We start from the raw sequence: 25546 nt of genomic DNA on the forward strand, positions 1-25546 counted from the left end.
GCCGCAAGTTGGCTTCTGGATTCTCCATCGGTGGCCTGCGCGCTCTGGTCTGGCTCGGCGAGGCGCTCGGATCAGATCGGGCTGCGTTGGGCTAACAGTTCCCGTACGTGATCAGCCGGTTTTCCCGCGACCGAGCCCAGCCGCACGGCGATGTCGGCGGCACTGCGATCAATCCGTGTCGAATGCACGCCTTCGGCGAGACCCACGAACTCGGTCCACGCGTCAACGGCGCCGTCGACGTCCTCGCGGCGGAATCGGATATTGCCAAGGTCGGCCAAGACCATGGCGCGGGTGCGGCGGCGGTCGAGACCGAGCGAGAGCGCGTGGTCGATGTGTTCCTCGGCGGCGAGCATGTCTCCCATCCGGGCATGGACCAGCGCCGCCTCGTGGGCCCATCGGCCTGGGCTGTAGTGACCGGCCCAGCTGATGCCTGGTGAACTAGCCGCGCGGTTCATGGCACCTTCGGCCACTGACAGCCGAGTGCGGGCGGTCGCGAAGTCGCTGTCGGCTGCCGCCGCGCGCGCGTGAGTCATGGCGTAGTAAGCCCGCGCTTTCGGCTCGCCAAGATGGCGTCCTGTGTGGTCGGCGGCATCGGCGAAACGGAGCGCCATGCCTGTGTAGCCGAGGTCAAGAGCTTGGTCGGCGAGCCCCCGAAGTGACGTGGCGGCAACTTCAGGGGCGCCTGCCTCGTTCGCCAAGCGGTGGCTGTGCAGGTAGTACCGCTGGGCGACACCGTTCTCGCCCGCGTCACGCGCCATCCACCCCGCAAGATGCACCAACTCGGCGGTCGCGGTGACCAACTCACGCCCGACGGCCTCGGTATAGGTCCCGTCCAACCACCGCCCGACGTCATCGACCAGGTAGCGCACGACCAGATGGCGCGCGTGCGCGCCCCCCAATTCCGACGCGGTGTCCCCCAGGGCCGTGGTCATCGTGCGGATCGCGGCGACCTCTCCGGCACCGACCCGAACGCCCCCCGTGCGAGCCACACGGCGCGCAATCGCGTCCGGGTCGCTTGGAGCGAACGCCGTGGCCGCGACGGTCACCGCGGCTGACGCGAGGAACGTACGACGATCCACGTCAGCGCCTCCCAACCTCATCACCGACTCCACGGCATCGCTGCCGGGCAGTCCATCACCGACATCTCCACCTGGACCAGCGTGCCATCCCCGGGCCTCGACGCGTGTCGGCCGATCCCGCGGCGCCTGATCTTGAAGTGGCCCTGCTACCCCTTCGGCTAGTGGGTGAGCGTTGATAGCGCCGACGGGCTCTAGATCGAGATTAACTTGAGCAGGACCGACTTCGAGTAGCGCCACCAGTTCGTGAAGTGGCAGCGTCAATACTTCCGCCAGTCGACGTCGGATGCCTGGCATCGGTGCCTGGCTTCCCAACTCCCACCGCGCTACCGTCGAGCGCTCTACCCCCAGTGCCTCCGCCAGGGTCTCCTGGGTGAATCCCATCGCAGCTCTGCGCTGGGCCAGTGCACGCCGCCGCGTTGCCATGAAATCCCCATCCGCCCACGCCCGATGCCACGATCGTGCCACATTTCACGACGGCGCCACCACCCGCCACGGAGCGCTGAACTGGAAACACAGTTCATCGGCACCACCAACTCCTGGTAGTGACTACCCGGTTCGCCCGAATGAACCATTCGATCAAGCGAGAAACGACGGATCCGCGCTTGGTCGCACCTATGGCCACGCAAATCTCGGCTCGCCGTGGCAATTCTCGTGGGACACGCCTAGGGCATCAGATCAAAGTCTTCCGTGAAGAATGCGTTGCGGCGATAGCGACGCCACAATCACGCCACAACGTTGCCACATTGCCGCTCTGTCGCTGCCGCGACCGTCGCCCTAATTTGGTGGATACCGCCCGGGACGCCGTCAGGGTCCTACGTTGACAACGTGCCCAGGCCCGCGCCCGCGTACTGGTACAAGAACAGGTTCAACGCCTGTCACGGCACGACCCTGCTGTCTGAACACTTCGTCGTGCGGAACGGAAGGGCGATCAAGGTCGGTGCCGCTCTCGTCGATGTCACTTTTATCGTCAGCATGCAGGAGAACGCGCGCACCGCGGCTGTGTCGGTCAACCTGACCAACTGGCGGTTCATCGAGACCTACCCGACGACTAACGCGTGGACGTTCGGGGCGAACTGCTGGGACATCGACGTCACCGGCCCCTCGTGCAACCCCAGCACGATTAGTCGCAGCGACAATCCCGGTGCCTGGCAGGCCGACACGGATCACGGTTCCACAGTAACCATCCCCACGACCGGTGTCGTACAACCGGAATCACACGAGGATGAGCAGCGCCAACACTACGACTTCAACGTCTACTTCTACCTGCCGAACTCGCCTAGCGCGATCAGCTTCTACGACGGTCCGAATGCTGTTGGTCGATGTGACCAGGCGCGGACCGTGGTGAGTCCCAACTACGCGCGCGCCAGCGATTGCGTCTTTCACCAGCAGACGGGGATCTTCACCCTGGACGCGTCCGATGGCGCGGTCCGTGAATCGGCGTTGCTCATCCGCGACGCCCAGGACAACGTCGCCGCCACGAAGCCCGGGACGGCGGGGACGTGGATCCCCGGCAAGCTGGGAACTCCCTATCCCCTGCACCGGCTGTACTACGACACCATCGGACGCGACAACAACCGTTCGGCCGCAATCGCCAAGTGCGTTTAGCATTTTGGTCCGAACTACACGCAACGCAACGATCCGAACGAGCCCACCGCGACCAATGACTGCGATGAGTACCCATTCTCGGCGACCTACCAGGGCGTCCAGATGACGATCAACGTGGGCGGCAGCCGGAGCTACGCGGTGCGCCCGGTCCACAGCGCCCAGAACCAGAACGCGGGCAACCTGCTCGGCCAGTACCTGGCCGACGACCACATCCTTGAGGAAGACGCGTACTACGTGAACGTCATCAACTAGTGCTCTAGGCTCCGTGGTGGGCGCGGGATCCCGCGACCACCACCACCTAGGCGGGGCGCTGATGGAACCGAAGCTGTACCACGCGATCCTGCCGGTCGAGTTCTCCCAGTTCCTGCTGTTCGACCACTTCAGCGAGCTGAACCCCGGTGATATCCCCCGCAGTGACGGACACGTGCACTGCGGTGCGGGCGGCGTCCGATTCATCGCACACGACCAGTCGATCCGGGTTCAAGTGCGGTTGGTGGTCGGTCGGGAGTTCGATGGTGCGGTCGCAGGACACTTCACGGCCCCGAGCGGGCGGGTGCTGCTGTGCGCCACCACAGCCTCCCCAGACGACGTCGTCATCGACCTCGGAAGCCCAGGCCGCTACGCGATCCAAGCCACCCGAGTCGCGGACGAGTTGGCGGGAGTGGAGTACCGCACGGAATCGTGGGAGCTTGCCGTTCGAGCTTCGGACTAGAACGGGCCTGGGGCCCGAAGTGCTCGGCAGCGGTGGCGGCCGTGCTGGTCTGTCTGCCCGAGACTGAGTTGCTGCCCGCGACGACCATGAGCCCGCACCCGCACGGCGCGCTCCCCCACGGGGACACCGCTGTGCTCGACAGGCTCGCCGAGCAGATCGCGGACGAGCGCGATCAGCGTCTCGACCTCGTTCTCCGGCCACACCGGCAGAGCGCTGGCGGAGAACTCCACGATGCTGACCCCATCGTCGTCGGCGCCCACCAGCAGTGCGGCGCTGGTAACCGGGATGGGCGCCTTCGCTATGGACCACCGCGTAGCTCAGCGGTCCCCGGCGTGAACGTCGTCCTGTACGGATACTGCGCGTGCATCCGTCGCGCCGACGATCAGGTTGCGGGTGCACGCAGCGCAACAGGCGGTCGGCTGGGGCAGATATGGAGCAAGCCCCTGCGAAGGGAACCACCCAAGGGGCCCAGATCGCACTCAGCCGCGATCAACGGTACGCCCGACCAGGATACTTTCCATGTTCGCAGTTCAATGGCATGATTGGTCGTGCAGACAGTGAACAACCCCGCTCTTTTAAGACCGTGTCCAACGTGGTGGTGGGTCGTTGGGGTGGTCATGGGTTCTTGAGGGATCGTTCCAGCAAAGCATCGCGGCGGCCAGGCCGAGGAAGGCCTGTGAAATTCCAAAAGTCGGCTTGATGGCTGTGGCCTGCGGGTTAGGCCCTGGTGTGATCGAGAGGGACCATGACTGGGGGTGAGTTCTGCGGCTGGTGGAAATGCTGGCCCCAGCACCGGCACGCTGGGCGGGAACGGGGTTGTCGCCAGCGCGATGGCGGCGCCGCGCAGTGCCGGACGCAGCTTGCGCGGCGGTCAAGACCATGACAACTAAGTGTTCACCGACCTGCTGCTCCCGAGCCAGCCGTACGATGCCGTTGACCTGCGGTTGGACGTCGTTGCAGGTCGTTGAGCGTTGCTCAGAGAGCCCTTATGTGTGAACTATGTATGGCATATCAAGTTCACCTGTCGGAATGTGATTTTGGCAGGTCAACGCGTTTACGTTCCAAGTCGTTGAATGCGGTTCAGTGCCGTTTAGAGCGCATTTCTGCTCCCCGTTTGCTCCCCGGTGTGCTCCCCGCACGCGAGTGCGGTGATGCGCGCTCTGGTAGAAGAATGCGCTGCGGCTGGGCGCGGGTGGACGCTTGGAGCACGTGGTAACGCGCTGCATGTTGCTACGCTGCGTGACCTTGGTGGACGTGTGCCTGGCGCACGCACGGTGTAGACCAAGGATGTCCCGTCGTTCGTCTCTACAACCTCTGACGTGCCCACCGAGGGCGGTCGCTCGGCACACTCTGATCTGATTACCTGGTCTCAGCGCTTGCACGGTCTCAGTATGTCGCTGGCCAGTACTCGGTGGCTGGATCAAAAGTGCAGCTCGCTGCTCCAGGATGTTCAGGTCAGGGACTATGAGCACCCGGCGACGACCCGAACGTGATCCCCTGGCTCACCCCAAGCGACTGGATCGCGCGCACGCAACGCCTCGCCGGACTGCTCAACCGATACCAATCGCCGCATGAACCCACAGCTCACAGTCGGTGCCAGCATTTTCGACCAGCACAGGCGTTAGGGCAGCGGTTCACGCCCACGCAGTACGCTGTGATCGGGCCGATGTATTGGCCGTCGAACGTGACGTGCGAGCCGTTGTCCGTGCTCCGCCGCGCGGGCAACCAAGACGCGGCCGAGGCGCACCTGCGCGGTTTGCTCGACTGGAACCGCATGGTCGCTTTCGACCCGGGAATCATCCTGGTGTTGGCAAACTCGGCTTCGTCGCCGAACAACGCGGCGACGCCGACCGGGCCCGCGTGCTGCACCTGGAAAGCCTTGCCCTGGCAACAAAAGTCGGCGACCCGCGCGATGGCTCTGGCTGTCGAAGGCCTCGCGGGTGCCGCAGGCCTGGCGGGCAACCACACGCGAGCCGCCGTCCTGCTGGGCAGCGCCGAGTCCACCCGAGCCACTGCGGGCGCCCCCTCCCCACGGCCGAACGCGACGACGTCGACCGGATCGCCGCCCGCGCCCGCGAAGCCCCGGGCCCGACCGCCTTCACCCGAGGCACGGACCTCATAGCCCGGCGGGCTCGATACCCGACCGCACCCGAAAGCCGGTGAGCGCCCGCAGGCTCACCGCGGTGTCGATCCCCATCTGCCTCCGGACATCGGCCAGAACCTCCACTTCGGACAGTTCTCCCTGGTCTCCCGGCGTGCCCAGGCCCGGGTCGACGTAGTCGGTGAACAGCCACAGCAAGGTGTGGCAGAACAGCACGTAGCACACGATCTCGTTGCACAGGCGCTCGCTCCGGGTCGCGACCACCGCGTCGAGGGGCCGTCGCATCGCCGTCACGTTCCCGTACATGGCCCGCGCGTCCGTGCTGCCGTGCAGATACGCGATCAGCGCACGACTCCCGTCCTCGTCGACAGGCAGCCCGCGCGCGGCGTGCAGGAACGCGCGGCGCTTCGACTGGACGTCGACGTCGACGATCGCGGCGGCCAGCTCCCCCAGACCCGAATTCTCCCGGTGGAGGTCGTGCAGGGCGAGGGCGACGCGGCCCAGTTCCCTGGGAAGCCCACCGGACAGGCAGTGGCACAGCCACACGAACGGGGTGGGGATCCCCATGGCGCGGTAGGCGAGCCACCGCTGGGACTCGGCGAGGGTGAACGGGTCGACGTGGATCACGCTTGTGAACGAACTGTCGAACGCGTCGCGGACGGGCATCCCGCGCCGCTCGAACGAGCTGAACGCGTCCTCGGACACCGATACCAGGAACACGCAGTGGTTCACGCCGAACACGGACTTGACGTCGTTGAGGAAGTGCTGCGCCTCGGCGGGGTCGGCGATCCTGTCGAGTTCGTCGATCGCGACCACGATGGAACTGATGCCCTCGGACGAGACAAGCACATCGCCGACCAGCCTCAGGTATTCCCGGAACCGCTCGACGACCTCCGGGTAGGTCAGGGGTTGTTCCGCGTTCGCGACCGCCCGCGATGGCGCGAGTTCCACCCCGGCGGGGGTGAGTTTGCCGGACCAGCCGGTCGTCCTGGTCTGGAGGAACCGGATCCGCCGGAGGTGGGCGCGCGTCACGGCGCGCAGAGCCGCTCGCCCAGGCGACAGCCGGAACCGGAACCCTCTGCCCAAGACCCCCCAGAGCACCGACCAGACCAGGACCAGCGGCGGCCACAAGACCCGCGTCACCGCCGTCCACGACACCATCCCCGCCACGATCACCAGGACACCGATCTGCCACTTGTGCCCACCCGCGAATCCTGAGGGGTCGGCGCCGAACTCGTGGACCAGCGTCCTGATGGCGACCACCGAACCGGCGACACCGCCCTGCCACCCCACCGGCGCCACCAGGACCACAGCGGCGACGCACAGCAGGACGACGATCCTGACCAGCGCTCTGAACCAGAACCACACCCGCGCGTGGAACGAGTAGACCCGTGCGCGGCGATACCACAGCCGGAAGCTTTCCGAGCGCGGACCACCATCGGGCGCCGCGAGCAGGTCCGACACCGCGCGGCAGGCGGCCGCGTGCATGTTGAGGATGAAGTCCCGCGCGTCGTACCGCACCGGCGCCGCGATGAGGATCCCGAGCACGGGTGCGCGGTCGGCCGCCGTGAACTCGTTGCCAACCGCCCGCGCGACGATCGTCGACTTGCCGGATCCGCGACTGCCCGACACCCCGATCGCCGCGGGCATGCCCCGGTTGATCTCCCTGGCGCAGGCTGCGGTGGCCGGGGTGGGGACGAGCGGCCCGGTCCCGGCCGGGCGCATGAGCCCCGCCGAGTCGCGCAGCCTGATCGTCGTGTCGAACGGCGGGGTGAGCCTGCCCCCGATCCAGCCCAGGAGTTCGGGCTCCAGCACGTGGTCCCGCAGTTCGCGCCGCGAGCGCGGCCACTGGGCCGCCGGTGCCAGCCACAATCGCAGGCGAACCGCGTACCACCGGGCGAGATCGCGAACGGGTGGTGGGACGTGCGGGCCCACGACAGCACCCCAGGCGATCATCAGCGCCAGGCTGACGGCGGGACCGATGGGCACCGGCAGCAGGGAACCCGCCTCGAAGATCGTGACGATCACGAAAGCCGTGATGACTCCCGCCGAGGTTCCCAGGACCCGCTGACCGGTGGGCAGGCGTTCGCCCGCGAGCCACGGGCTCGGCCGCGCTTCCCGATGCGCCTCCGCCCGCCGCCGGAGGTTGTCGATGGGTTCGTAGGCCGCCGCCGCCCGCGCCAGCACAGCCGGATCACGCCCGACCTCCCGCACAGCGTCGCGCCGATCTAGCCCGGCTTTCGCCAGCGCTTCAGCGATATCCGGCTGGTCAACCAGCTGCTTGAGAATCGCGTGGACATCCCGCGGAAGTTGGTTCGCAAACACGCCGTCAACCACCTCCAACCACCACGTGCGCGGCAACCAACGCCGGGACAACGAAAACAGTCCCCGCGGCCCACACAACCACCACGTACTCGACCACCAGCCACTACGCGGTCAGGATTAACCCCGCCACACACCCCACCCGCGCCGCGGGCGACGACACCACGGCGGCGGCCCGATGCCAGCCAGGACTCCTCATCTTTCACGCCGTCCACTCGGCGATTTGATCACACAGATGCACCATATTAAACACACACGAGCGGCCGGAAGGCACATGGGCGAGGACTGGACAGCGGTCGCCAGGTGCGTGCGCGAACGCGCGTGTCCGAACTCGGCATCTCCCTGGCCGAGCTGACCGCTGATCAAGACTGGCCCGCCTCACCGACGTCGAGATAGCCAACGGAGCCAAGGTCCGCCGCCGCAGCCTACTGACCCTGGAAGCACTCTCCACCGCGTTGGACCTGATTCCCGCGGTCGCTATGGAACGGCCGCCAACCCCGGGGAAAATTCGCGTCGTCCTGGTGGACGACCACGAACTCATCCCTTCGGGGCTCGTGTATGCTGTTCGCAGGCCGGATTCGAGATCGCGGGAGCCGCAACCGACGGCCCCGAGGCGGTGGCGTGGCCAGCGCCTCGACACAAGCCTATGTCGCGGCCGGTCCGGGCCTGCACTCCTTGCCGCCGGAGATCGAGGCTACCGGGTGACACTGTCGCTGCGAAGGGTGCTGGCAGGTGCTTGGCGAAGCGGGCGCAATCCACGATAGCTGTGCCGAGGTCGGAGTCGAACACTACCCGATACGACACAGCCGCTTCCGCGGTCCGCGGCCGACGGTCCAACGAAGTACATGGAGCCCGAGGGGGCGGCGAAGGTTGACTACTACTCACACACCAGGGCGGCAGGTCATCGAGCAAGCCGTGCTCGATCGGGCTTGCTAACTAGGTGCTCACCGACATGGCAGGCCCCACACCGGCCGTGCGATGGTGTTGACCTGCGGATGGACGCCGTTGCGGTCGTCGAACGCTGCTAAGAGAGCCCTTATGTGTTAACTATGTACGGCATATCGTGTTGCCCTGCTGAAATCTGATTTCAGCAGGGCAGCACGAGTGTGTTCCGGGTCGTTAAATGCAGTTGAAGGTCGTTCGGCGGGCATTTCGGATCCCCATTTGCTCCCCGGCGTGCTCCCCGCGCGCAGGCGCGGTGCAACCGTCCGACTATGCGCGCTGGTAAAAGAATGTGGTGCGCTGTTCACCGATCCAACTGGACAACAGCGCACCAGCCTTCATAGCGTCTGGAGGAAGGCCCTTACCTCCAGCATGTCGATCTTCTCGTAGTCGTCGCGGTGCACGACAACGACGAGTTCCTTGCACACGTCCTGCTCCCGCGAGTTGGCCACGAACGAGAGGATCACCAGCTTCAGCAGGCTCTCCCGGTCCAGGCTGCCGACCCGCGCCAGGTCCGAGCCGATGACGGGGATCACCAGGGTCTTGCGCTGGCCGAACTCGCGCACGGCGTCCCACAGGTTGTCCAGGGCGGTCCAGAGATCGTCGACCGTGGACTTGGCGATCAGGTTGTCCCGTAAGTACGAGTAGGCGACGCAGAAATAGTGGCGTTCAGGTGAGCCGAGCGTCGCCACGGTCCCCATGGGGAAGCGGCACCGCTTCCCGGGTTTGTCAGAGGTCTCCTGGCCGCCCACCACGCTGGCGAGCGCGCGGTCCAGGTCGGCGTCGAGCCGAGCGCGGTCGCCTGCGTACACCCGCCGCAAGAACTGCCCCTGGACGCTGCGCGGACTGATGATCCGACCGTCGGTCATGTCTGTGTCGAAGGTATCGCTGAAGCCGACGACCAGGTGCCCCGGCTCGTCGAAGAGATCTCCGACCCGCACCGCGACACCGATGTCCGGCAGGTCGAAATCCCGGCGCAGCGACCGACGTGGCCACGCGCGGTATGTCGCCACCGCCACCATCGCGCACACGATCACGGCCACCGTGGCGGGTTGGTTGAACCCCACTTTCGGCCACAGGGCCGCGTAGACCTGGATCAACCCGCCAAGAAGGCCGAAAGTCGCCAACGCGGTTCCAAAGAAGGTGACCGCACCACGGCGGGTTCCCAACATCAGCACGAGACCTCGGAAGATCACGGGTCGCATCCTCTCACGGCGTGCGGCCGTGTCGCCGAACTGCCATGGCGCACCGCCGAACAGGTGACCGGGGTCGTCGACGCGGAAGTCCGGGGTGCGGGTCTGACAGACTTCTGCCCACAGCGGCACACGTATGACACGGCGGCCCTCCGGGCAGACGGACTCGCCGGAGCGGAGGGCAGCAATGCGGGCGTTCATCTCCTACGCCGACGACAACGGGGAAAGCTCCGAGTTCGCCGAATGGCTGTACGGGGCGCTCAAGAGGCCGGGATCGCCGGTTGAGCCGTGGTGGGCGCCCGTGGACCTCGTACCGGTCAACACCTTCGAGAAGCGCATTCCGCAAGCGGTCAGCAACTGCCGGATCCTGCTGTTCGTTCGAACCGAGTACACCCCCGACAGCAACGCCTGCATGGACGAGCTGCGCTGGGCCCGGGAGTTTGGGAAGACCGTCATCGCCTTGCGCATCGGACCCGTCAAGTACAGCCCGCTCGTCGACTTCCTGCCCTCGGAGGACTTCTCGGCGGATCGCGAACGCGCCCTGGAGAAGCTCTTCCGGCGTATCGCGACGTTGGACCAGCCCGAAGGGCAGATCGCCCAACTGGAAGAACAGTTGCGCAGGAAACGGGACAGCTTCCGCCGACTGGACGGACCCAGCTTGGCGATCGCCGAAAGGGAAGCGGAGGAGCTGGAAGCCCGCTTGAAGGAGAGACACGCACAAGTCCAGGCGGACGCGGAACCGCTGGGTGGAGCGCCGGTGGGCCAGGTCCCGCCGCGGACCGGTACGGCAGGCGCCGAGCGGGAGGACGCGGCCGACGTGCTTAGGGAGATCCACGGCGACGAGGCCCCGATCGTCGTCATCGTCGGCCCTGAGGGCGTCGGGAAGACGACGCTGGTGCGGGGAGTGCTGGAGCGCGCGGCGGCCGAGGCGGTGTCCACCGAGTACCGGCAAGCGCACGGCCCCCACTCCTTCACCGCGCACGACCTCCTGGAATTGATCAAGGATGCCGTCGACGAGGTGCCCGCCGCGGCGGCCGCGCTCCTGGCGCGACCCGATGTCGCGGTCACCAGGAAACTGGAGGTCCTGATCGGCTTGCTCGGGAACAAGCGGATGGCGGTGGTGCTGGATTCGTGCGAGGTGCTGCTCGACGCGGTGACCGGCAAACTGTTGAGTTCGGACCTCGACGACGCTCTCGAGGTCCTCGCCGGAGCACACCCCACCATGGTCAAGGTATTGCTGGTGACCCGCGAGCAGCCCTTCGCGCGGTCGCGGCGGTGGCTGGCAAAGGCGCTCACGTTCAGCCTGTCCAGGGGCATGCCGTTGGCCGACTTCACGGCGCACCTGGCAGGCCTGGACCCGCGCAACGCCTACGAGTTGAACCCGGCGCCCGCACACCTCGTGCGGGCGCTGCACGAGCGGACCGGTGGCAGGCCGCGAGCCGCGGAGGTGGTCCACGGAATCCTGTCCGGAGCCCGAGCACCCGAGACCGAGCGCAGCCCGCTGACCTGCCTCGACGAGGTCGTGCAGGCATTGGCGGAGATCGCGCCTGACGAGGCGTTGGACTTCCTCACCGGCAGGCTCATCGACGGCCTCGCCCCGGAGGTGCGCCGGATCCTGCAGGCGGTCGCTGCGTTCGGCGCCCCGGTCGACGCGGAGGCGGTGGCGTACATGCTGCCCGGCGTCGCTTCGGCCCAGATCACGCGGGGTCTCAACCACCTGCGGGATCGCCACCTGGTGCGGCGGACCACGGAGAATCGCTACTACGTCCAGCCACCCGACGACTCCAGGGCCCTGGACCCGGTGCGGCCGTTCGCCGACCAATCCGACCCGGTCGACGTGGACCGGCGCGGCCTCATCTTCCGCGCCGCGTCGTACTTCGCGTTGCGGCGGCGCGCCCACGACGAAGTCCGCGGACTGGACGATCTCGTCGCTGAGTTGGCCGAGATCGATCTCCTGGTGCAAGCCGGAGACCACGACGGTGCGTTCCGATTGGTCGATAACGTGGACGACCACCTCGACAACTGGGGTTGCCGCTGGGTTCTCCGCCGCAGGCGCGAGCAGCTGACCGGCGCGCTGCACGACGATCTCTCGGAGATCATGAACCTTCAGGCGCTCGGGGACATCGCCCAGCAAGGAGGCGATCTCGCGGCGGCGGAGTCCTACTTCCGCCAGGCCATGTCCTATCTCGTCGACCGCAGCTGGGACGACGTCCGCAAGAAGCTGTTCGTGTCCCTCGGCGCGGTGGCGCAACTGCGGGGTGACATGGCGAAAGCCGAGGAACACTACGGCCACGCGCTGGCGATCGCACGCGAGCACGGCGGAGCGGAAGCCGAGATGGTGCCACTGGTGGACCTGGCCGAGTGCCATCGCCACCGGGGCGACCTGGCCAAGGCAACCGAGTGCCTGGCGGCGGCCACCACCCTGGCCCGCGCTCGGGTGCGGCGAGAACCCACTCGCGACGCCCGGCGCCGGTTGGCCGAGGTCCTGCTGAAATCGGGTATGCGCCACGCGGACCTGGGCGAGTTCGATCGAGCCAAGGCAGCCCTCGACGAGGCGGGCGCGGAGGCGGCGGAAATCGACAGCTGGGTGGTGCGGTGCAGGCACTCGGACGCGGAGGCCAACCTCCACCTGCTGCTGCACAAGGCAAACGAAGCGCGGGAGACCGGGCACCGCGGGCTGGAACTCGCGCTGGCCCTGGGACGCCGCCCCCTCCTCCGGCGGGTCTACACCACGTTGGTGATGTGCTCGTTGTACGCCGACGACCTGGACGGCGCGGCGGAGTACATCCGCCTCGCGGCCAAGGGCAGGTCACGGGGGGAAGCCCTCGTCACGCTGGCGCTCGCCGGTCTGGTCGAGCACCGCCGGGGTGACCACTGGTCCGCCCAGAACTCCTTCCGCCGGTTGCGGTTCGAGGCCGACGAGCGCAGCAGGCGTGACGAGCGCGACTTCGGCGCACTGGACATGGCCGGTTTCGCGCGTTGCGGCGAGCACCTCAGGCGGGACGGACCGGCGTTGGACGAGGCCATCGAGGTCTTCCGCCAGGCCCGCCGCGTGACAAGCGCGCCAGGCATCACCGGGAAACTGGTCCAGATGCTCGGCTTCTTCCACGAGCCCCGGCTGCAGCGGGCGATCACTGCGGCGGCGGGCGGCTGATCCGCGGACGAGCTAGGCCTGCGGCCCGAGCCAGCCGTATGCGTTGGCCTTGATCAGCGCCTCGGTGCGCCTGGTCACCCCGAGCTTGTCGTAGACGGAGTTCAGCAGCCGGTACATCGCCCGCTCCGAGTAGCCCGCCGTCGCCGCCAGGCTCGCGATCGTCGTCCCCGACGCGAGCAGGCGCAACCACCGCACCTCCTCCTCGAGCAGCCGCGGGACCTCACCCCCGCCCGGCCGCGACGAGCTGACCAACTCTCGGACCACCGATCTCGGCACGACCGCGTCACCCGCGAGCACCGCGTCCAGCGCTCGCCGCATGACCGCGGTGCTCGCGCCGCGCGAGACGACCGACCCGGCCCCCAAGCGGAGCGCCCTGATCGCGGTCAGGTCGCTGTCCTCGTCCAGCACGGCGATCACTGTGGCCAGCCCGCTCAACCGCTCGAGCAACACCCAGTCGGCCTGCGCGGCCAACGTCAGGACGACGACCCGATCACCGCTGCGCGCCGCCCACGCCCCGATGTCATCGGGTGCCTCGACGAGGACCTCGTTGGAGGCTAAGGCCTCGACCACCCCACGCCGGTAGAGAGGCAGGGGGTCCACCACTGCAACATGGGCCCGGCCCTCCACAGGCGTCCCACCTCCGTACGCGCCTCTCACCACCTGTCTCGTGTCGTTGGTGGTCATGCGACGCGCGGCGACATGAACCTCAGACAACTACCACGCCACCCCTGGGCGGCCCAGGTCGCCACTCCGCCGGTGAACCTGTCATAGACCTGCCAAGGCAGTCCCTCCTACCGTCGGACCGGGTCTTCTCGGACCCGACGACAGCGCACGTGGTGAAGGGGAACCCCAGGATGGTCTACGACGACGACCGTGACGCCCCCTTGACCGAACGCATACGACGTAGCGACATCGGGCGGAAACACCCCCAGGGCCGCACCGTCGGAACCGCGCAGACCCCGGCAACCACGACCTACCGCTGCTCCGGCACCACCGCAGATGGGACACCGTGCCGACGAACGAAACTCGGCGAACCCGGTTACCTCTGCCACGACCACATCCACCTGGCGACAACCCGCGGCCGAGCGCAGCGGTAGGCCCCGCACGGTGCCGACTCGCGCTCTGCGAGCCCGCTACACTCCAGCCACCGGGCCGTATTGAATACTGGGGGCACGACTCCAACCGGTGTCGCCATGCTCAGACGGTGATGGCTGCAACGCGGCGGCGAGCCTGAACGCATCGTTCGCATGGTCCGGCCGCCGTGTTCGCGCCAGGCGAGGGCATAGTGGCTGTCTGATAGAACGCGCTTGTGCGGAGACCGTCCGTTAGTTGATGCGGGAGCCTTGACGGTTCCGTTGTAACGCGTTTGGAGGTCTGCTCGACCAACACTTCAACGAAAGATCCGCCACTCGATCGAGTGGTTCGACGACATCGAGCTGATCCAGTCGCCGCAGGTAGAGAAGGGAACCAGCCTCGGTTGCAAATGCAATGCTGGGAGATGCTGGGCGAGGTGATATCGTTCGATCCATGACGGAGGCACTGGAGAACCTCGAGCGGCAGATCGACGAGTTGCGTGCCCAGGTGCGTCGCGCGGCGACCTCGGGTGATCCGGTTCGAGCGCGTGAGTTGCGCGCTGACCTGCGCAGGATGGAACAGGTGTGGGAGAACGCCCTCGCCGCGCTGACCGCTCCCGTTGTGGATATGGGTGCACCGGCGCAGGCCGGGTCCATCCTCCCCGCGCGGGAACAGGTCCATCAGGCGCTCGTGCTTCTGGCGGTCCCATCGGCACCCAAGCTGGTCGTCTCCGTGCATACCGCCGTGTTCGGCGGTGACCTCTCGAGCGTCAAGCTCACCAGCCTGAAGCGGGACGAGGAGCGGTCGTTCCGGTCGTCACCCCACGCCCGGCCGTACTACCTCTGCAACGCCCTGACCTACGACAGACTCGTTCCCGCTCGCGGTCTCGTGGCCGTGTCCACTTGGCCGTTGGCGCGGCGGGTGGTCGGGCCGCTGAGCGCGCGGGTCGACTTTCTCCGCGTGGGCATCGCGCTCGCGCACCAGGTCGAGCGCATGAGCACACCGACCGCACCGGTGCTGCGACTGCTTTGGCAGTACGCGGCGAACATTCCGGACGCCGCACCCGCGTTCGACGCGATGCAGCCAGCGGTGGTCGCCACTGCCGCAACTGCAGAGCTGAGCGTGCACGAGGACGCGGATCTCGCGCATCGCGAGGAGGCGGCCGAGCGAGCCCGGACCCAGCTCGATGAGACCCATCTGCTGTTCGGCTCCAGCCTGAAGGTCGTACGTCGTATCGCGACCGACTCCTGAACCACCCCTCCGCACGGAGCACCCCGAGAAAGAAGCACGGTGACTGAAGCGAGTTCGCGCTTGGACGGCATTCGGGGGCCGGCCGAGCCGACGAAGCACAACGCCAGGACGATCGCAGCGCTGACCAGCAACCCCGGCTGTGCGCGCAGGCGAGTCCTCGACGCCGCAGGCGTCGACAAGAAGGCCCTCGCCGAGCACCTCGGTGCCCCTGCCCCTTTCGGCGATTCCCCGTTCGCACTCGCTCGCGGCAACGTGTTCGAGTCCATCGTCAAGGCCAACGGCGCCGCAGAGCTGATCCGGCTGCTGCGGGAGATGCTCGACCTGTCGTTGCCCGAGGTCGCCTACCACGCACTGGACAACGTCGCCGGGCGTGAGTCGCTCGACACCCGCCACCGCCGTTCGGTCCAGCTGCTGCGTGAGGCCGCGCGGTCCGCTGAGGACTCCGGCACGTTGTTCGCCCATCCTTTGTTGCGCTTAGACGTCGGTGGGCGGGCCGTGTACCTCGAGCCCGACCTGATCGCGTTTCAGATCGCGGGCCGCTTCCACATCGTGGAGATCAAGTCGTTCCCGGTGATCGATCGGCGCGCGGAGCCTGAGAAGGTGGCCGCTGCGGCGATCCAGTCGGCGGTCTACGTCATGGCGATGCGCGACTTCGTCGCCAGCCTCGGTCACGACCCGGAGATCGTTTCGCATGACGTGGTCCTGGTGTGCCCGAGGGACTTCTCCAACACCCCGACCGCAGCCCTGATCGACGTGCGCAAGCAGCTCACCACTCTCCGGCGCCAGCTCGACCGCTTGGAGAACCTCGACTCGATCCTGGGGGTGCTCCCGCCAGGACTGACGCTGGAACTGCGGCCGGACAGCACGGGCGCACGGACACGTCCGGTCGGCGAGCTGGACGAAGCGCTGAAGCACCTCGAACCCCGTTACGCACCCGAGTGCCTCTCCGTGTGCGAGATGTCGTTGCGGTGCCGCGAGGAGTCCCAGGGGCGGACCGAGGCGCTGGGCCGGTCCGTCCAGGAACAGCTCGGCGGGATCGAGTTCGCCTCCGAAGTGCTGTCGCTGGCCGCGGGGACACGACCACCGTCCATCCACGAGGAAGAGGCCGCGCGCATGCTTCGTGCCGCTCACCGCCTTCGCAGCCAATGCCTGGGAGAGACCGCATGACCACGTTGACCGCCTTGGCGCGGGCGCACGCGGTGGAATCCGGTTGTGCACAGCCCATCACCACGGTGCGGCACGTTCACGTCGCCGACCGGCCGTTCGCGTGCGTGCCGTTGGCGCTCGCCGGTGAGGCGAACGCACCACTGGCCGCACTGGTCGGCGACGAACGTGAGCGCCCTCGACTGCTCGTCGTCCACCAGCCGCGTGACCGCGACCAGCGGTTCGGGTTCGCACACCGCATGGGGCAGCTGTTCCAGGGCTACATCGCGAGGTTTCCGTCGGTGGTCCAGGAACGGGTGCACGAGTCCACCCGGCCGGTGGACGGACCACAGCTGTGGGTGCCCAACCCGAGATCGACCGCATTCCTGAAGCTGTTCGGCCGTTCGACCCGATACCGCTCGGTGGACGGCCCGTACCCCGTCGAGGAGACGGTGCCTCGGCTCGGCCGGTGGCTCACGCAGTTCGTCCATGAGGCGGAGTACCCAGGCCAGTCGATGCTGCTGGAGGCGACGACGGTGCTGACTCAGCACTGGGCCACCGGCCAGAGCGCGGTGGAGGACGCGCACCTCCCCGCCCTGATGGCGTGGCTGCTGACGCCGGACGGCATGAACGGCCGGGCAGCCGCGCTCGCGGCCGAGGACCCGGTGACCCATCCGCCCGCGGGGCCTGCGACCGACCCGACCTTCGACCGAGAGGTGCTGGCACCGGCGATGGCGGCCTACGACGCCGCGAGCAATCCGGTCGCGCGCCGCACCGCCAAGGAACGGCTCGAGTCCGCGTTGCGAGGGCAGCTCGCACCGACATGGGACCTCGTCTGGCAGGCGATTGGCCTGATGAGGCAGCTACCTCCGGGCGAGCGAGTGGTCAAGAGATGGGTGCGTGACGTCCGGTCGAACCAGACCTTCTACCTCCGTCTCAACGACGGCAGTCCTCCTCAGCCGAAGCGTGACGGCGCGGTGGCCGCGGCCAGGAGACTGAGTCGGCTGGAACGTACGCAGGCCAACTACGAGGCACAGCGGGCGTTCGACGACCCACTGGTCATGGCCGAGCACCGCCTCGCTGGCAACGCCTTTGTCGGCACCGTCGTCGAGGTCGAGGTGGACCGCTTCACAGGGAAGGCGCGACGACCGCTGATCAAGGTGCGGACCGACGACCCCGTGTCACTCGTCTCCGGAACGGTCCTCGACCCACGCCGGGAACGGCAGAAGGCCGAGATCCTGGAAGTGGAGCAGGACGAAGACGCACTGATCATCTCCCTGGAACTCGCCGGTGGGATGGGGAACAAGACGAAGGAGCCACCTCCTCCCCGGAGTCTGCCGACGGAGGGCGAGGAAGTCTGCTATAGCGCGTTAAGCGACGAGTTCAAGCGAGATGGAGACTTCCCGAGCCTCGATGAGACGCCGTGGACCCACGGCGGGCCCCCGGTGCCGGTGCGGGTGACGAACGAGGACGTGCAGGAGGACTGGTCGTGACCACAGTGGACCCCTCCGCCACGGCGGGCCGAGTCGTGGCCGCCGCACTGCACGACTTCCTCGAAACCGACCACCGCGGAGTCGTGGTCGACTCACCTCCCGGCGCGGGAAAGTCGACCCTGGTCGTCTGTGCGAGCACCGAAATGGCGGCCAGCGGTGAGGCCGTGATGGTGGTCGCCCAGACCAACGCACAGGTCGACGACCTGATCGACCGGATGGCCCGACACGCGCCCGGTGTGACGATCGGCCGGTTGGACGGCACCGACTACGTGCCGGACTGCCGGATCGCACACCCCAACGTGACCCACAGCCGCAAGCTCGACGAGCTGGGACGGCCGCAGATCACCATCGCCACGGCGAAGAAGTGGTCCTACGTCAAAGACGTCAGCTGGCGGAGGGCGATCATCGACGAGGCCTACCAGATGAGGTCGGACGCCCTTCTCCAGGTCGCGTCGCGGTTCGACGAGGCTCTCTTCGTCGGCGATCCCGGGCAACTGGACCCCTTCTCCACCATGGAGCTCGACCGCTGGGTGGGCCTGCCGTGGGATCCGATGCAGAGCGCGGTGGCGGCGATGCAGCGCAGCAATCCGGAGTTGCCCGTCCACCAGCTCCCGGTGTCCTGGAGGTTGTCGGCAGAGGCGGCGCCCGTCGTGTCGACGGCGTTCTATCCGTTCACACCGTTCGACGCCGGAACCGGACCGGGACAACGTCAGATGGGTTTCACCACCCGCCCGCTCCGTCGCGGTGCGGTCGACGACACGCTCGAGATGGCCGCGACGACCGGGTGGGCACTGCACGAACTCCCACGCCAGCACACGATGCGCACCGACGCGGACGCCGTCGAGGAGATCGTGACCATTGCGCTGAGGCTGCTCGAACGCGGCACCGTCGTGACCTCGGCGCCTGATCACGTCGAGCAGCCGGTAACGGCGGACCGCATCGCTATCGGTGCCGCACACCGAGACCAGGTCGCCGCGATCGAGCGCGAGCTCACCGCCCGTGGCGGCGCCGGCATCACGGTCGACACGGCAAACCGTTTGCAGGGCGCCGAGTTCGATGTCGTCATCGTGCTGCATCCGCTGTCCGGGCGGAGGGACGCCACCGCGTTCCACCTCGAGTCCGGCCGACTCTGCGTGCTGACCTCGCGCCATCGCCATGCCTGCATCGTCGTCGCCAGGGCCGGGATCCAGGAGCTCCTCGACGCGCACCCCACGAGCGAGCCCATGCACATCGACGTGCCGGCAAAGTTCCCCGACGGCTGGGCCGCCAACCACTCCATGCTCGAACACCTGCGACGCCACCGGAATCCGGCGGCCTGAGAGAGACGATGAGAATCCTCCACACCTCCGACTGGCACCTCGGCCGGATTACCGACAAGGAGCCGCGGTTCGCCGACCACGTCGCAGTTCTTGCCGAGATCGCCGCCATCGCGAGGAACGAAGCACCGGACGTCATCATCCACTCCGGTGATCTGTTCGACCATCCACGACCGTCCTACAAAGACATGGTTAAGGCGAGCGAGGTGCTGCGCGAGCTCGCGCAGACCGCCCCAGTGGTGGTGATCTGCGGCAACCACGACTCGCCAGACCTGTTCCGCTTCGTCGCGAGCTGGCTCGGCCCGGACAGCCGCATCCGGTTCGTCGACCGGCCGGTCAAGTCGGCCGACGGCGGCATCCTGAACTTTGTCGGTGCCGACGGATTCGAGTTGAGGCTCGCGGTGCTGCCGTACGTGCACCCCAACAGGATCATGCACGCCTACGAGGACGCGAACGACCTGCGCAAGCGGTACGCGGAACGGGTCAGCGCGATGCAGCAAGCGCTTGCGGAAGAGTTGTTCCGCGGCCTGGATCCGCAACGCCACGTCACCGCGTTCGCGGGCCACCAGTACCTCAGCGGGGCGGATCTCGCCCGCCATTCGACGTCTCCCCACGTGCGTGACCGCTACGCGACCGAGGCCGGTGACATCCCGAAGGTCGGGTACGCAGCGTTCGGCGACATCCACAAACCCCAGAGGCTTCCCGGTGCCGGAGTAGTCGGCCGGTACGCGGGATCCCCACTCGAGCTGGACTTCGGCGAGCTGGGTGAGCAGAAGAGCGTCGTGATCGTCAACCTGGTGCCCGGGGCGGAGGCGGAGATCCGGCTCGTTCCGTTGACCTCCGGACGCCGTCTGTGGCGCTTCAAGGGCACGATGGACGAGCTTCGGGCTGTAGCACCGACGATCACGGACCAGTTGTGCCGCCTGGAGGTGATAACGCCGACGCCGGACCCGACGTTGTCCGAGCAGGTATACGCGCTCCTCCCGAACGCCACGATCCTGGACATCGCCGAGAACCCGGAAGACCGCCGGTTGCAGGTGGCGGACAAGGAACGGGAACCCGGCGCCGAACCGTCCCTTCAGGACCTCTTCGTCGAGTACCTGGAGGAGAACGGAACGTCCGGGACCGCCGCGCAGAACATCCCGCCGTTGTTCGCCGCACTCCTGGAGCTAGGCGAAACGGACGACACGACGATTCCCGCGGTGGCTCAGGTCGAGGAGTTGCTCGCCAAGCCCATGACCGCAGAGGTGGACGAGGAGGACGCCGCATGAGGCCCATCGAGCTGAAGGTGTTCGGTCTGCGCTCGTACCGCGGGGAGCAGGTGATCGACTTCACCGGCGTCGATCTGATGGCGATCATCGGCGACACCGGCGCAGGCAAGTCCTCGTTGCTGGAAGCCATCTGCTTCGCTCTCTACGGCGTGTGCACGTGGCCCGTCCAGGGCGGCGGTGGTGGCCCTCTGATCGCGTCCAGCGGTGGCGGCCTGATGCGCGTCGAGTTCACGTTTCGTGTCAAAAACGAGACGTGGAAGGTCACTCGTGCAGCTGCTTCCCGCAGTGTGACGCCGCCCCACCACCTCAAGTGCCTCGACACCGGGGAGGAGATCGACGGGTCAAGGAAGGTCACCGAGCGGGTCACCGCTCTGATCGGGCTCGACTCCAAGACCTTCCTCCGGGCGGTGATGCTTCCGCAGGGAAAGTTCCAGGAACTCCTGCAGAGCACCGATTCGGAGCGCAACGCGCTGCTGAAGAGCGTGCTGAACCTCGACTCGCTCTCGGAGATGCGCGAGCGCGCCAAGGCGATGATCGAACGGCTCACCCATCCTCTGAACCACACCGAGCTGCGGCGACGAGAGCTTCCCGCAGACCCCGCAGCCGATCTGGCTGACGCATCACGTCGGTTCACCCAGTCCTTCAAGGTGCTCAAGCGTCTGGAAGCCGTTCAGAACCGTATCGGCGAAGCGCGAGTGCCGGCAGAGGAAGCGGGCCGCCGGGAAAAAGAGCTTCGTCGCATCGGGAAGCGGTTGGGGGACAAGTTCCGCGCCGGTCTGCAGGACGACTTCGCGGACCTGATCATCGCGGACACGAGCCTTGCCGAGGACGAGGTCACACGGCGGCAGGAACTGGACCAGTACGAGGCCGAGGTTCGACAGCTGAAGGACGAGCTGGACGACGCGGAGAAACGCGGGATCGGCGTGGCCTCGACGGCTTCCGCCTTGACCGTTCTGGCCACAACGGCCGAGCAGATTCCAGTCTGGCACAAGGATCGAGTCCGCCTCGCCGCCGAAAGCGCCGCCGTCGCGGAGTCGCTCGCCGAGCTGAAGTCGAGTGAGCGACTACTCCTAGTGCTCGCGGAGAAGACAGAGAAGGCAAGGCAGGCGGCCAAGCTCGCAGCCGGCAAATCGAGCACCGCGACGGCCGATGTCACCGAGTGCCAGTTGCTGCTCGACAAGGCGCGAACCTCCGCGACAATCGCCGACACCGCGGACGGAGGCGTGAAGACTAAGCGCGAGAAGGTCAAGCAGCTGGCATACCGCGCCCTCGCGAGCGACGAAGAACATCAGGCAGCGAGCGAGACTCTGGAAGTCGCCCAGGAATTCCTGCGTGCGGCCTACCAAGCCGACGCGGTTGTCCATGCGGCTGCTGGGGTCAGCGCCGGTGACGACTGCCCGGTGTGCGCCCGCAGCCTGCCCGAGAACTACCAGCCGCCGATCGGGGCCGACATCTCCGCCGCAAAGAAGGCCGTGGACCACGCGAAGACGGCGCGCGTCACTACGGACAAGGCGGTGCAGCAAGCACAAAAGTTGTTGCACAAGGCGGAGGGCGAGCTCGTACAGGAGGTCGAGGCAGCTCGACTCGCCGCTGCCGAACATAAGGACGCTCTCGGCGAAGCAAGGGCCCGCCTTGGGACGATGGACCTGGCGGTCGCCGACGACGTCCTACTCGCCGCCGTCATCGCTGCAGCGAGTGCCGCCTGCACGCTCGCCGAGAACACGGCAACCGCGCTGAGCGAGGTGCGCAAGGAACACGACGATCTCCGCGCCAGCATCGACACGGCCAAGCCCTTGATCGCGCAACGGGCACAGAACGAGAAGAACGCCGTCCACAGTCTGGATTCGAGGTGGAAGGCAATCGAGGGTAGCCTCCGAAAGCTTCCCTTCTACCGCGAGGCGGAGATCACCCCGGCGGCCATCCAGGCCGCTGTCGAGAAGGTTCAGACTCAGGAGATCGCACTCGGCCACCTCCGAGACCGGCAAGGGCAAGCGGAGACCGCCGCCAGGGCATCGCGAAAGGAGGCGGAGAAACTCCGCCAGCGGCGTGACGAACAGATTGAGAAACCGAGAGCGGCGTTAGTCGAGGAGTTGAGCGTGCTCGTGGAGCGTGCCTCGGTGGTGCTCACCGCGCTGAACCTCGAGGAGATTCCCGGACGAGGCACGGAGCCCACTCTCGCAGACGACTCGGCGTGGGCCAGTGACACGGTCGTGGCGGTCGCGTCCGCCCTCGAAGCGTGCCTCCAGCAGGCGGACGCCTGTCAGACCGAGGTCGCGGAACTGCGGCAACAGATCGCGTTCGCATACGCAAGCGTCGAGGCCTCTGACGAGGACCACCTCGAGACGCTCGTCCGCAGCACTAACGTCGAGGTCGAGACCGCCAGACGCGAGCGCCGGGAAGCGGAACGGGCTCTTCCCCTCTGCCAGGAACTCGACGCCCGGCTCGCCGCAGCGCGTCCGGTGGTGGAGGGACTCCGTGAGCTCGTGAAGCTGCTCGCGGACGGGAAGTTCGTCGACAGCGTCGTGCAGCGCCGGCAAGGAACCCTGCTCGGCACGGCCAGCCAGATCTTCGAGTCCATGACGGACGGCCGGTTCGGCTTCGCCGCGAAGTTCAAGATCGTCGACACGACCACCGGACAGGTCCGTGACGTCAAGACGCTGTCCGGCGGCGAGACCTTTCTGGCCAGCCTGGCGCTCGCGTTGGCACTGGTGGAGGTCACGTCGCGAGGCGCGGGTCGCGTCGAAGCCCTCTTCTTGGACGAGGGGTTCGGGACTCTCGACACGAACGCGCTCCATCAGGCGCTGGGAGAGTTGCATCGCAACGCGGGCGACGGCCGCTTGGTGGCGGTGATCAGTCACATGCGAGACGTGGCGGACAATTTCGAGAACATCCTCATGGTCGAGAAAACGCCCAGGGGCAGCAATGCGAAGTGGCTGTCTCCGGAGCAGCGCGACGCACTGATGGCGGACGACCTGGCTTCGGGACTGAGGTCCTGAGCTGCCCTGTGGGGTTCCAAAAGTCGGCTTGATGGCTCTGACCTGCGGGTTAGGCCCTGGTGTGACCGGAAGGGGCCTTGACTGGGCGTCGGTGGTTTTTGCGGCTGGTGAAGATACAGGTCGCGGCGGTCAAGACCGTGACAACTAAGTGTTCACCGACCTGCTGCTCCCGAGCCAGCCGTACGATGCCGTTGACCTGCGGTTGGACGTCGTTGCAGGTCGTGGAGCGCTGCTCAGAGAGCCCTTATGGGTGAACTATGTACGGCGTATCGCGTTGGCCTGCGGAAATCGGATTTCCGCAGGCCAACGTGTGTTCGTTAGGAGTCTTTGAGGGCAGTTCAGTGCCGTTTGGAGCGCATTTCTGCTCCCCGTTTGCTCCCTGGTGTGCTCCCCGCGCGTGGGCGCGGTGATACGGCTCTGGTGGAAGTCTGGTTCGGCATCGTCGAACACCAAAGCCATCCGCCGCGGCACCTTCACAGCGTCCGCGACCTCACCACCAAGATCTGAGCCTTCATCACCGGCTGTAACAACCGCAGCCACACCTTCGCCTGGACCGAATCACCGATCAGATCCTGACAAGGCCAACCGTCAGAAGACTTCAAACACGGACCACTAGATCCGGCGGGCGCTAGACGACATGAGCGAAGGCGCGGTACTCCCGAGCCACCAGCTCCACCTCATAGGAATGCCTGTTGAGGTACTGCCCGATCGAGACGATCTCGCCATCAGCCGCAATGCTTGCGTACGCCTGTGCGTACCCGCGAGGGTCCGTGTCCGAGGAGTAGACGCGAGCACCCTGATCTCGATGTATCCAGACGCGGTGCTCGTCGGCAACTGTTGCCTCGGACCCAACGGGCCCGATCTTCTCCAGGAGCACGTAGTGCAGCCCCAGGAGATCCAAGAGCTCTCGGTCACGTTCCCACACGGCCCCCGCGTACATGTTGCTCATCAGGAACAGCGGATCGCTGTACACGAGCCGTATCGCATCGGGCAACGACATGCCTCGGCCGTTCCAGCACAGGGCGCCACGCACCGAGTGCCGTAGCCCGTGCCGGGGTACGGCCTCGCCAATAACCATGGGCAGGAGCTTCTCAAGGCCGTCTGGCCACCCATGGATGATTGTTTGCAGGAGGTCACAGGGGTTGTAGACGTGCAGTACAACGTCTCCCTCGCCGACCTTCTGAGCCATTTCGTCGAGCCAGCGGGCCACCAGCGACTCCCACTCGTCGTTGCCGGCAAAGCTCCCGCCGAGCCTCTTGCCGGAACGCCTTCCAACGGCTGGCTACCTGCGGGCTGGCGGTACCCGTGTACAGGATCTGACTGTCTCCTCGTTCGTCCCCGGTAAGAAAGCGGAACAGGTCCTGCTCTTCGAAGGCGGCTGTGGCGTGGTAGGCGCCGTTGCCTCGGAAGCCTTGGATGGCCCAATTGGGGTCGTCACGGAGATTCTTCAACAGCCCTGGCCGTGCAGACTCCATGTTCATTCCGCGCAGCTCGCTGCGCGCAAGACGGTTGCAGGTCTCGCAGAGGGCCTGTGGGGTGCCAATAGTTGGCCACGTGGCCTGACCTGCGCTTACGCAGCGATGGGTTCGTACTCGTTGATCAGGCCGCCGAGGACTGGTCGTCGACGTATCGACGTGCAGCCTGGCTCTGCGATCGGCTGGTCTGGTTGTGGTGGTGCGAGTTGTAGGGCTTGGTGTGGTCTGCGGTGGTTGTAGTGGTTCACGTAGTGGTCCAGCACCGCTCGCAGGTGGTGTTCGTTGATGATGAGCAGTCGGTCGGTGGCTTCGCGTCGGACGGTGCCGATGAACCGTTCGGCGTGGGCGTTGGCTTGTGGACACCGTGGTGGGGTTTTCACGACGTGGATGCCGGCGTCGGCGAGGACTGTGTCGAACGA

At 66.8% G+C, this 25546-nt stretch carries 17 protein-coding genes and 1 pseudogene; 11 read left to right on the forward strand and 7 right to left on the reverse strand.

The window, feature by feature from the left end; genetic code table 11:
- Positions 1-71: 71 nt before the first annotated feature.
- Positions 72-1502 carry a helix-turn-helix transcriptional regulator gene (locus tag LV79_RS13415; RefSeq protein ID WP_301320445.1) on the reverse strand — a complete coding sequence of 477 codons (1431 nt, stop codon included), beginning with the start codon at positions 1500-1502 and terminating at the stop codon, positions 72-74.
- Positions 1503-1904: 402 nt separating this feature from the next.
- Between LV79_RS13415 and LV79_RS13425 the strand changes: the two genes are divergently transcribed.
- The 3 genes and pseudogenes from LV79_RS13425 to LV79_RS13435 all read left to right on the forward strand — a co-directional run bounded on the left by LV79_RS13425 (position 1905) and on the right by LV79_RS13435 (position 3396).
- Positions 1905-2684 (forward strand): hypothetical protein, encoded by a 780-nt coding sequence (locus LV79_RS13425; protein WP_253835586.1) that lies wholly within the window; start codon positions 1905-1907, stop codon positions 2682-2684.
- 39 nt (positions 2685-2723) lie between these two features.
- Positions 2724-2936, forward strand: a pseudogene (locus LV79_RS13430) (NucA/NucB deoxyribonuclease domain-containing protein); the annotation flags it as partial.
- A gap of 61 nt (positions 2937-2997) precedes the next feature.
- A complete protein-coding gene (locus LV79_RS13435; protein ID WP_253835590.1) occupies positions 2998-3396 on the forward strand; it encodes a hypothetical protein in 399 nt (132 codons plus the stop codon).
- Here the strand turns inward: LV79_RS13435 and LV79_RS13440 are convergent.
- Complete coding sequence (locus LV79_RS13440; protein WP_253835592.1) at positions 3393-3626, reverse strand: hypothetical protein; 234 nt, start codon at positions 3624-3626, stop codon at positions 3393-3395. The genes LV79_RS13435 and LV79_RS13440 overlap by 4 nt on opposite strands.
- A 1436-nt stretch (positions 3627-5062) precedes the next feature.
- Between LV79_RS13440 and LV79_RS13445 the strand changes: the two genes are divergently transcribed.
- Positions 5063-5518 (forward strand): hypothetical protein, encoded by a 456-nt coding sequence (locus tag LV79_RS13445; RefSeq protein WP_253835594.1) that lies wholly within the window; start codon positions 5063-5065, stop codon positions 5516-5518.
- On the opposite strand, the gene LV79_RS13450 is transcribed toward LV79_RS13445, so the two are convergent.
- Positions 5513-7711: a hypothetical protein gene (locus tag LV79_RS13450; RefSeq protein ID WP_253835596.1), complete on the reverse strand. Its 2199-nt coding sequence runs from the start codon at positions 7709-7711 to the stop codon at positions 5513-5515. The genes LV79_RS13445 and LV79_RS13450 overlap by 6 nt on opposite strands.
- A 1388-nt stretch (positions 7712-9099) precedes the next feature.
- Positions 9100-9957 (reverse strand): macro domain-containing protein, encoded by an 858-nt coding sequence (locus tag LV79_RS13455; RefSeq protein WP_253835598.1) that lies wholly within the window; start codon positions 9955-9957, stop codon positions 9100-9102.
- Between the two features lie 184 nt (positions 9958-10141).
- On the opposite strand from LV79_RS13455, the gene LV79_RS13460 reads away from it, so the two are divergent.
- Positions 10142-13108: a tetratricopeptide repeat protein gene (locus LV79_RS13460; protein ID WP_253835600.1), complete on the forward strand. Its 2967-nt coding sequence runs from the start codon at positions 10142-10144 to the stop codon at positions 13106-13108.
- A gap of 12 nt (positions 13109-13120) precedes the next feature.
- Here the strand turns inward: LV79_RS13460 and LV79_RS13465 are convergent, their stop codons facing one another.
- Entirely contained in the window at positions 13121-13708 is a 588-nt protein-coding gene (locus tag LV79_RS13465) for a helix-turn-helix transcriptional regulator (protein WP_253835602.1), read from the reverse strand.
- 927 nt (positions 13709-14635) lie between these two features.
- Here LV79_RS13465 and LV79_RS13470 point away from each other — a divergent pair.
- From LV79_RS13470 to LV79_RS13495, 6 genes are read left to right on the forward strand one after another with little or no spacing between them, the layout of a single operon-like run.
- Positions 14636-15433 carry a hypothetical protein gene (locus tag LV79_RS13470; RefSeq protein ID WP_253835604.1) on the forward strand — a complete coding sequence of 266 codons (798 nt, stop codon included), beginning with the start codon at positions 14636-14638 and terminating at the stop codon, positions 15431-15433.
- A 39-nt stretch (positions 15434-15472) separates the two neighbouring features.
- Positions 15473-16600, forward strand: coding sequence for a hypothetical protein (locus tag LV79_RS13475; RefSeq protein WP_253835606.1), 1128 nt, complete (start codon positions 15473-15475; stop codon positions 16598-16600).
- Complete coding sequence (locus tag LV79_RS13480) at positions 16597-18069, forward strand: hypothetical protein (protein ID WP_253835608.1); 1473 nt, start codon at positions 16597-16599, stop codon at positions 18067-18069. The genes LV79_RS13475 and LV79_RS13480 overlap by 4 nt, the downstream gene beginning before the upstream one ends.
- Positions 18066-19388, forward strand: a complete 1323-nt coding sequence (locus LV79_RS13485; protein ID WP_253835610.1) for an AAA domain-containing protein — start codon at positions 18066-18068, stop codon at positions 19386-19388. Before LV79_RS13480 ends, LV79_RS13485 begins: the two co-directional genes overlap by 4 nt.
- A gap of 8 nt (positions 19389-19396) precedes the next feature.
- A complete protein-coding gene (locus tag LV79_RS13490) occupies positions 19397-20656 on the forward strand; it encodes a metallophosphoesterase family protein (protein ID WP_253835611.1) in 1260 nt (419 codons plus the stop codon).
- The gene (locus tag LV79_RS13495; protein ID WP_253835613.1) at positions 20653-23652 is read left to right on the forward strand and encodes an AAA family ATPase; all 3000 of its coding nucleotides are present in this window, start codon (positions 20653-20655) and stop codon (positions 23650-23652) included. Before LV79_RS13490 ends, LV79_RS13495 begins: the two co-directional genes overlap by 4 nt.
- A 628-nt stretch (positions 23653-24280) precedes the next feature.
- Here the strand turns inward: LV79_RS13495 and LV79_RS13500 are convergent.
- Both LV79_RS13500 and LV79_RS13505 read right to left on the reverse strand, forming a co-directional pair.
- The gene (locus tag LV79_RS13500; RefSeq protein ID WP_253835615.1) at positions 24281-24862 is read right to left on the reverse strand and encodes a hypothetical protein; all 582 of its coding nucleotides are present in this window, start codon (positions 24860-24862) and stop codon (positions 24281-24283) included.
- Between the two features lie 360 nt (positions 24863-25222).
- Positions 25223-25507, reverse strand: a complete 285-nt coding sequence (locus LV79_RS13505; protein WP_253836053.1) for an integrase core domain-containing protein — start codon at positions 25505-25507, stop codon at positions 25223-25225.
- Positions 25508-25546: the final 39 nt, after the last annotated feature.

It is taken from the genome of Actinokineospora globicatena (assembly GCF_024171945.1).
GTDB classification, from domain to species: Bacteria; Actinomycetota; Actinomycetes; order Mycobacteriales; family Pseudonocardiaceae; genus Actinokineospora; species Actinokineospora globicatena.

Excerpts from the sequence above, each read along its gene's own strand:
- LV79_RS13415 (WP_301320445.1), bottom strand. The coding sequence starts at position 1,502 with ATGGCAACGCGGCGGCGTGCACTGGCCCAGCGCAGAGCTGCGATGGGA.
- LV79_RS13435 (WP_253835590.1), top strand. The coding sequence starts at position 2,998 with ATGGAACCGAAGCTGTACCACGCGATCCTGCCGGTCGAGTTCTCCCAG.
- LV79_RS13445 (WP_253835594.1), top strand. The coding sequence starts at position 5,063 with ATGTATTGGCCGTCGAACGTGACGTGCGAGCCGTTGTCCGTGCTCCGC.
- LV79_RS13460 (WP_253835600.1), top strand. The coding sequence starts at position 10,142 with ATGCGGGCGTTCATCTCCTACGCCGACGACAACGGGGAAAGCTCCGAG.
- LV79_RS13470 (WP_253835604.1), top strand. The coding sequence starts at position 14,636 with ATGACGGAGGCACTGGAGAACCTCGAGCGGCAGATCGACGAGTTGCGT.
- LV79_RS13480 (WP_253835608.1), top strand. The coding sequence starts at position 16,597 with ATGACCACGTTGACCGCCTTGGCGCGGGCGCACGCGGTGGAATCCGGT.
- LV79_RS13490 (WP_253835611.1), top strand. The coding sequence starts at position 19,397 with ATGAGAATCCTCCACACCTCCGACTGGCACCTCGGCCGGATTACCGAC.
- LV79_RS13495 (WP_253835613.1), top strand. The coding sequence starts at position 20,653 with ATGAGGCCCATCGAGCTGAAGGTGTTCGGTCTGCGCTCGTACCGCGGG.